5 protein-coding genes are annotated in these 7,758 nt (G+C 73.3%); 3 read left to right on the top strand and 2 right to left on the bottom strand.

Annotation, left to right across the window (positions count from 1 at the left end; translation table 11 throughout):
* The coding region (locus tag VF746_12115) for an amidohydrolase family protein (protein ID HEX8693161.1) at nt 1–504 on the top strand (504 nt) is incomplete at its 5' end.
* A gap of 130 nt (nt 505–634) precedes the next feature.
* On the opposite strand, the gene VF746_12120 is transcribed toward VF746_12115, so the two are convergent.
* Nucleotides 635–1,351, bottom strand: a complete 717-nt coding sequence (locus VF746_12120) for a triacylglycerol lipase (GenBank protein ID HEX8693162.1) — start codon at nt 1,349–1,351, stop codon at nt 635–637.
* A 302-nt stretch (nt 1,352–1,653) separates the two neighbouring features.
* Between VF746_12120 and VF746_12125 the strand changes: the two genes are divergently transcribed.
* The gene (locus VF746_12125; GenBank protein ID HEX8693163.1) at nt 1,654–2,328 is read left to right on the top strand and encodes a trypsin-like peptidase domain-containing protein; all 675 of its coding nucleotides are present in this window, start codon (nt 1,654–1,656) and stop codon (nt 2,326–2,328) included.
* A 131-nt stretch (nt 2,329–2,459) separates the two neighbouring features.
* On the opposite strand, the gene VF746_12130 is transcribed toward VF746_12125, so the two are convergent.
* Nucleotides 2,460–4,850, bottom strand: coding sequence for an ABC transporter permease (locus tag VF746_12130; GenBank protein HEX8693164.1), 2,391 nt, complete (start codon nt 4,848–4,850; stop codon nt 2,460–2,462).
* A 397-nt stretch (nt 4,851–5,247) separates the two neighbouring features.
* On the opposite strand from VF746_12130, the gene VF746_12135 reads away from it, so the two are divergent.
* Complete coding sequence (locus VF746_12135; GenBank protein ID HEX8693165.1) at nt 5,248–7,383, top strand: IPT/TIG domain-containing protein; 2,136 nt, start codon at nt 5,248–5,250, stop codon at nt 7,381–7,383.
* Nucleotides 7,384–7,758: the final 375 nt, after the last annotated feature.

Raw genomic sequence — 7,758 nt, forward strand, 5'->3', positions numbered from 1 at the left:
GTGGCCAACCGGCCCCCGCTCGACCCGCGCCTCGCCGAGGCGATGTCGCCCGAGGCGCACGCCGAGTACGTGGCGTCGCGCCAGCAGATCGCCGCCAACCCGCAGATCGGGGTCCCGGAGGAGCTGTTCAGGAAGGCGCTGGCCTACGACCGCTCCTTCGTGCGCGCGGGCGGGCTGCTGGCGGCGGGCGTCGACCCCACCGGCAGCGGCGGCGCCCTCCCCGGCTTCGGCGACCAGCGCAACTACGAGCTCCTGCTCGAGGCCGGCTTCACGCCCCCCGAGGTGGTGCGCGTGATGACGCTGAACGGGGCGAAGATCCTGGGGATCGACGCCGAGACGGGCTCCATCGAGCGCGGCAAGCGGGCCGACCTGGTGGTGATCCAGGGCGACCCGGCCGCGCGCCCGGCCGACATCCGCAACGCGCGCATCGTCTTCAAGGACGGCGTGGGCTACGACTCCGCCCGGCTGATCGAGGCCGTGAAGGGCCAGGTGGGCATCCGCTGAGACGGGGAACCGACAGGTCTCACGCAGAGAAACAGAGGAACGGAGAACTTCTCTCCGTTCCTCTGTTCCTTTGTGTGATTCCAATCTGTTCGGGACCAGGGCGATGCCCGCCTCCGCCGCCTTCGGTCCCTTATCGCGACACGAAGTCGCGCACCGCGCGGTAGACGGCCGCGTCGCGGAAGAAGTCCAGGTGGCCGATGCACTCCGTCTGGTGGTTGGCGGCGCCGTCCAGGAGCACGCTGCCGTCGGGGTCGACGATCTCGTCGCAGGGCGACCACCAGGTGGCGTAGCGCGGCGCGCCCGGCGTCTCGTCCCCCTCGTTGAGCGCGGCCAGGAACGGCGAGCCCGGGCGCATCTCCCGGCACGCGGCCGAGAAGCACAGCTGCGCCGTGGTGGTGCCATGGTTCGGGCCGCCCAGCGACACCCACGCGTCCACCTTGCCGGAGCTGCGCAGGTTCTTCAGGTAGTACCGCGTCGACAGGGCGCCCATGGAGTGGGTGACCACGTCGACCCGCGAGGCGCGGGTGGCCGCCAGGATCTGGTCCACCCGCGCGGAGATCCGCGCCGCGGTGACGGCGTTCGACTCGCCGGTGTCGAATGTCCACGCGTACAGCTCGGCGTCGGTCCACCCGTCCGCCTTGAAGCGCGCGATCATGGCGCGCCACTGCCCCCGGTCACCCCGCCACCCGTGCACGAACAGGATCGGGTCGCGCGCCGGGGCTGCGACGGGCGCCGGCTCCCGCGCTTCCAGGCCCGTCGGCCGGGCGCGCGCGGACCCGGCGAGCGGGAGCGCCGCGAGCAGGGCGGCGGCTAAGAAGTGGAAGAGGTGGCGGCGGATGCGGGGCATGGGTGCGCTCAGGCCGGGGGTGCGGCGGTCGTGAGGGAAAAATAAGCTCTTCGTCCGTCTCTTCCCAACGGCTCACCGGCCGGGAACGGAAGCGAGCCGTTCGCGATCCGGCCCGGGCGCCGATTGCACCCGATCCTCTCACCGGAGATCCCATGCACCGATCCGTGCGCGTCGGCGCGCTCGCCGCGGCCCTCCTCCTGCTGGGCGGGTGTGGGCTCGGACCACATCCCACCTCTCCCGTCCCACGGACCGGGACGTACGAACCGCCGCGCCTGGGTACGTTGTCGCCCGTGGTCGGCGCCATGCCTGCGCCCTACGAGAGCGTCTGCCGGTCGATGGTCTACCGGAAATACGTGTTCGTGTTCGGCGCGAGCTACGTCTCCAGCGGCGCCCTCCTGGAAGACGACATGCTGCTCACCGCGGGGCACAACTATGCGAGCCCTCACGCGCCGTTCTCGGTGGTGCGCGACCGCAGCGTGGAGTGCGGTCCCGGCGTGGCGATGGAGAGCTCGCCGTGGTGGAGGGTCGAAGGTGGATTCGATCGCGGGGACCAGGTGCGCCATCCCGCCGGGTTCAGCGCGTTCGACTGGGCCCGCGACTACGCGCTCGTCGCGCTCGGGGTGCGGGCGTCCCGCTCTTCCTCCTTCCGGCTCCCCCGCCCGGGCGAGATCCTCGTCGCGAAAGACGACACCATCTTCATCGCGGGGTATCCGGCGGAGGACCCGAAGACAGGCAGCATCCTGTACCACGGCCGGGCGAAGGTCACGGAGGTCAGCGAGAGCGTGATCGTCTACGACCTGAACACCGAGAAGGGCCTGAGCGGGGCACCGGTGTGGGTGGAGCGGAACGGCGAGTTCGTCCTGGTGGGCGTGCACGTGGGCGAAGGGAAGCAGGGCGAGGCCAAGGCACACCGGCTGACCGACGCGAGCCTGCAGAACCTGGCCGCCTGGCGCGCGGAGTTCCGGCGGACCCGGTAAGGCGAGGGCGCGCGGAGCCTCCACGCGGTGGATGCGAAGCCATAGCCGAAGCCTTCCACCAGTACGACGGGCGGCGCCCGCGAGGGTCGCCGCCCGTCTCCGTCCGCCTTTCCGCCGGAGCTGGCCGCGATCTACTCCGCGCGCAGGGCGACCATCGGGTCCACGCGGGTGGCGCGGCGGGCGGGGAGCCAGCTCGCCAGGAGCGCCACCGCGGCCAGGAACGCGGCCACCCCCGCCAGCGTGAGCGGGTCGGTGGCGGCGACGCCGAAGAGCAGGCTCCTCATCACGCGCGTGGCCGCGAGCGCCGCCGCGAGCCCCACCAGCAGGCCCAGCGCCGTGAGCCCCATCCCCTGCCGCACGATCAGCCGGAGCACGTCGCCGTCCTTCGCGCCCAGCGCCACCCGCACCCCGATCTCGTGGCGGCGCTGCGTGACGGAGTACGAGACGATGCCGTAGAGGCCGATGGCGGCCAGCAGCAGCGCCACCCCCGCGAAGCCCCCCAGCAGGTACAGGTTCAGCCGCGGGCGGGCCACCGTCTCGCCCAGCACCTGCTCCATGGTGCGCACCTGCGCCACCGGCTGGTCGGGGTCGATCTCCCGCACCACCCGGCCGGCCGCGGCGGCGAGCGCCCGCGGGTCGCCGTCGGTGCGCAGCACCACCGTCATCCGCTGCGAGGGCCACTGCGCGTAGGGGCGGTAGACGGCCGGCGCGGGCTCCTCCTTCGGGCCCATCTCCCGCACGTTCCCCACCACGCCCACGATCTCGCCCGAGATGGTGTCTCCCCACTCGTAGCTGATCCGCTTGCCGACCGGGTTCTCGCCCGGGAAGTACTCGCGGGCCAGCGCCTGGTTGACCACGAAGACCGTGGGCGCCCGCTCGTGGTCGCGCGCGTCGAAGGCGCGGCCCCGGAGCAGCGGGATGCCCAGCGTGGAGAAGTAGTCGCCGGCCACCACCCGCAGGTCCATCGGCAGCTCCTCGCCCGGGCGCGGCAGCGGGCGGTCGTCGCGGAAGAAGCCGTGCCCGATCTTGTCGCCCGTGAGCGGCAGGTACATCTCGCCGCCCGCCGAGCGCGCGCCGGGAAGCGCCTGCAGCCGCGGCAGCAGCGCGCCCATGAAGCCCCGGAGCGCGGCGTCGTCCTGGTAGCGCGGGCCCGCCAGGATCATCCGCATGGTCAGCACGTGCCCGGTGCGCACCCCCGGGTCCACCTCCAGGAGCCGCTGCAGGCTGCGGCCCAGGAGCCCGGCGCCCACCAGCAGCACCACCGCCAGCGCCACCTCCGCCACCACCAGGGCGCCGCGCAGCCGGCTCCGCCCGCCCGTGGTCCCGCGCATCGCCTCGCGCAGCGTCTCGGCCAGGTTCACCGCCGAGCCCAGCAGGGCGGGGGCGATGCCGAAGAGCACCCCGGTGAGGAGCGACACGGCCAGCGCGAAGCCCAGCACGCGGCCGTCCACCCGCACCTCGTCCAGCCGCGGCAGCGCCAGGTCGGGCGGGAGGACGCGCACCAGCGTCTCCGTCCCCCAGACGGCCAGCAGCAGCCCCAGCGCGCCCGCCACGCCGGCCAGCACCAGGCTCTCCGTGAGCGTCTGGCGGATCACCCGGGCGCGCGTGGCGCCCAGCGAGAGCCGCACGGCGATCTCCTTGTTGCGGGCGGCGGCGCGGCCCAGCAGCAGGTTGGCCACGTTGGCGCAGGCGATCAGCAGCAGGATCCCCACGGCGCCCAGGAGCACCAGGAGCGCCGGCTTCACGTCGCCGGTCACCTGCTCGTGCAGCGGCACCGGGTTGACGCCCCAGTCGCGGTTGATCTCCGGGTACGCCTGGGCCCGCCGCCGCCCGATGGCCACCATCTCCGTCCGCGCCTGCTCGAAGGTGGCGCCGGGGCGCAGCCGCCCCACCACCGAGAGGAAGCGCCCCGTTCCCTCTTCGGACCACTGGACCGGCACCCACAGGTCGGGCCGGCCGCCCACCGAGCGGAAGTCCGCCGGCATCACCCCCACCACGGTGAGCGCCTGGCCGTTGACCTGGATGGTGCGGCCGACCGCGGCGGGGTCGCCGCCGAAGCGCCGCCGCCACAGGTCGTGGCTGATGACGGCGGTGTTCTCGGCGTCCTCGCCCGGGAGGTAGGTGCGGCCGTGCCGGGCGCCGGCGCCCAGCACGGAGAAGTAGTTGGCGGTGGTGAGCCGGGCCAGCACCTCCTCCGCCACTCCCGCGCCCGAGAGGTTGCGGGGCTGGTCGAAGCTGGCGGCCAGGTCGCCGAAGCTCTTCGCCTCGCGGCGCCAGGCGAAGAAGTTCGCGGGGGAGACCTGGTTGCGCTCCCGGCCGCGCGGGTTCCGCTCCCAGAGCATCACCAGCCGCTCGGGCTCGCGGTACTGCAGCGGGCGCAGCAGCACGGAGTTGACGAGGGTGAACATCGCCGTGCTGGCGCCGATCCCCAGCGCGAGCGTGAGGACGGCGACCGTGCTGAACCCGGGGTTCTTCCGCAGCGCGCGGACGCCGTACCGCAGGTCCTGGAGCAGCGTTTCCATGGGACACTCTCTTCCGGGCGGTCGCGCCGGGGGAGCCTGGCCGGCGGGGGGGAACGGGTGCTCGCGCGGGGGTCGCCTCCCGGCGCGCCGCGAGCGTGAGACGGGTGCGGATATGGGAAGCGGCGTGCCGGAACGGCCGGCTTCGCGGATGACGTTCGGTGCTAAGAATTTAGCCGGGCCTGCAGCCGCATGGGGCGCCGCACCCGCTGTCCGGTCGTGGGATTTCGCGTCCCAAAAGCGAACACCTGCCTCCCGGGGAGGAGACGACGCGAGGGACGATTCCCGTCGACCCCTTGCACGCGAGCGCCTCAACCGTTTGTTTATCGGGCGGAAGATCGCCCTCCTTTTGAATCCCACGCAGCGTCGGCCCGTCTTCCCTCTCCCTCCCAACCGATCCATGCGAACCCTGACGAGACCCATCCCCGGGCCGCGCCTGCTGCGCGCCATGGCCGCCGCCGCGCTGGCGGCGCTGCTCCCGGCCTGCGGCGGCGGCGGCGACGACGGCGTCACCAACGCGCGCCCGAACCCCCCTCCCGAGATCACCGGCATCTTCCCGTCCTTCACGGAGACGCGCGCGGCGGAGACGACGCTCACCGTCACCGGGATCGGCTTCGTCCGGGCGTCGGTGGTGCGCTTCAACGGCGCCGACCGGCAGACCGAGTACGTGGACGCCACGCTGCTCCGCGCGCGCCTGCCGGCCGGCGACCTGGCGACCCCCGGGACCTTCACGATCACCGTCTTCAACCCCGCGCCCGGCGGCGGCGTCTCCAGCGGCGCGCAGCTCCAGCTCTACAACCCCCCTCCGCAGGCCACCTCGCTCCAGCCCGGCTTCGTGGCGACGGGCGACGCCGGCGCCACCGTCGCGGTGATCGGGACCGGCTTCGTCCCGCAGTCGCAGGTGGTGGTCGGCACCGCCGCGCGGCCCACCACCTACGTCTCGGAGACGGAGGTGCGGGTGGCGATCCCGCCGGCCGACGTGGCGGCGTCGGGAACGCTGCAGCTGCGGGTGCAGAACCCCATGCCCGGCGGCGGGACCTCGACCCCGCTGGCGCTGGAGGTCCGCGCGCCGGTGCCCGCCATCACCGCGCTGGTGGACGCGCAGACCCTGGCGGCGCAGCCCGAGTTCCGCCTGCTGGTGGACGGGACGGGCTTCGCGGCGAACTCGGTGGTGCGCTTCGACGGCTCGCCGCGCCCCACGCAGCGGCTGAGCTCCCTGCGGCTGGAGGCCACGCTCACCGGGGACGACCTGCGCGTGTCGGGGACCTTCCCGATCACCGTCGCCACGCCGGGCCCGGGGGGCGGCACGTCGAACGCGGTGCAGCTCACCCTGGTCAACCCCGTGCCGCAGATCCTGATGCTCCCCTCGCAGGCGGCCAGCGCGGGGCGGCAGGGCTTCACGCTCACGCTGCACGGCACGGGGTTCGTGCCGGGCGCGGTGGTGCGCTGGAACGGCGCCGACCGCCCCACCACCTACCTGGCCCCCACGCGGGTGTCGGCCTCGATCGGCGCGGCGGACGTGGCCTCGCCGGGGGCGGCGCAGGTGACCGCGCACAACCCGGCGCCGGGCGGCGGCGCCTCGGCGGCGGCCACCCTGCAGGTGCGCCCGGTCCCCGCGGCCACGCTCACCTCGACGCGCCAGATGGCGCTCCCGGCGCGCGACCTGGTGTGGAGCGCCGCCACCGGCCGGCTGTACGCGTCGGTCCCCGGCACGGAGCCCACGTACGGCAACAGCGTGGTGGCCATCGACCCCGCCACCGGCGCCGTCACCGGCTCGGCGTTCGTGGGGAGCGAGCCGGGGGCGATGGCGGTGTCGGACGACGGGCAGGTGCTGTACGTGGGGCTGGCGGGGACCAGCAGCGTGCGGCGGGTGGCGCTCGCCACCCTCACGCCGGGGCAGGAGTTCCCGATCGGCGCCGGGGCCGAGACGATCCACGTGATGCCTGGCCGCCCCGGGACCATCGCCGTCTCGCAGATGCACACCTTCTTCGGCGTCTGCCTGTACGACGACGGGGTGCGCCGCGGCGACTGCATGCCGCGCGACCGGGGCAGCTCCATCACGTTCGGCCAGGGCGGCCTGGAGCTCTACGCCTACAACAAGGACAACACCGAGTTCGGCTTCCGCACCTACCGCGTGCTGACGGGCGGCCTGCAGGAGACCCGGTCCAGCGAGAACCTGATCTCCGGCTTCGCGGCGCGGATCCACTACGCCTCGGGGCGCGTGTACTCCGACAAGGGCGCGGTGGTCGATCCCGGCCGGCACGTGCGCGTGGGCGCCATGACGGTCGACGCCTTCGCGCTGGCGGCGGTGCCCGACCCCGCGGTGGGGCGGGTGTTCGTGCTGGACATGGGCGGGACGGTCACGGTCTACGACATGAACCACTTCACCACGCTGGGGTCGTTCCACGTCGGCGCCCTGGGCAACGAGCACCCCGCGAACATGCGCTACCGGCTGGTCCGCTGGGGGAGCGACGGCCTGGCGTTCCGCGACGGCGAGAAGATCTTCATCGTCCGCACCCCCATCGCCGCGCCCTGAGCCGCCCGCGCGGCGGCGGCCGGAAACGGGCCCGTCCACCTCCCGGTGGGCGGGCCCTTCCGCTTCACCCCGCGTCCGCCCAAGAGGCTGTGCCGACCTGCTGATACAATTTTCCAGGGAACGGCGAAAGGCCTCACACGGAGTCAACGGAGTCAACAGAGAACCCTCGCAGTTCTCCGTTAACTCCGTTTCCTCCGTGTGATACCCAATTCTGCGATTGATTGTGCAAAGGAGATGTCATCCTGAGTCTTCCACCGCGCTGCGCGCGACCACGGAGGATGAAACGGGTTGTAGTTCTCCCTCCCACCGCGCAGCGGGGGGAGGGCCGGGGAGGGGGGCTACCCGCGGCGAGCACCGAAGCCCGTCACAGCGCAC

The sequence above is a fragment of the Longimicrobium sp. genome (assembly GCA_036389795.1).
Taxonomy (GTDB): Bacteria; Gemmatimonadota; Gemmatimonadetes; order Longimicrobiales; family Longimicrobiaceae; genus Longimicrobium.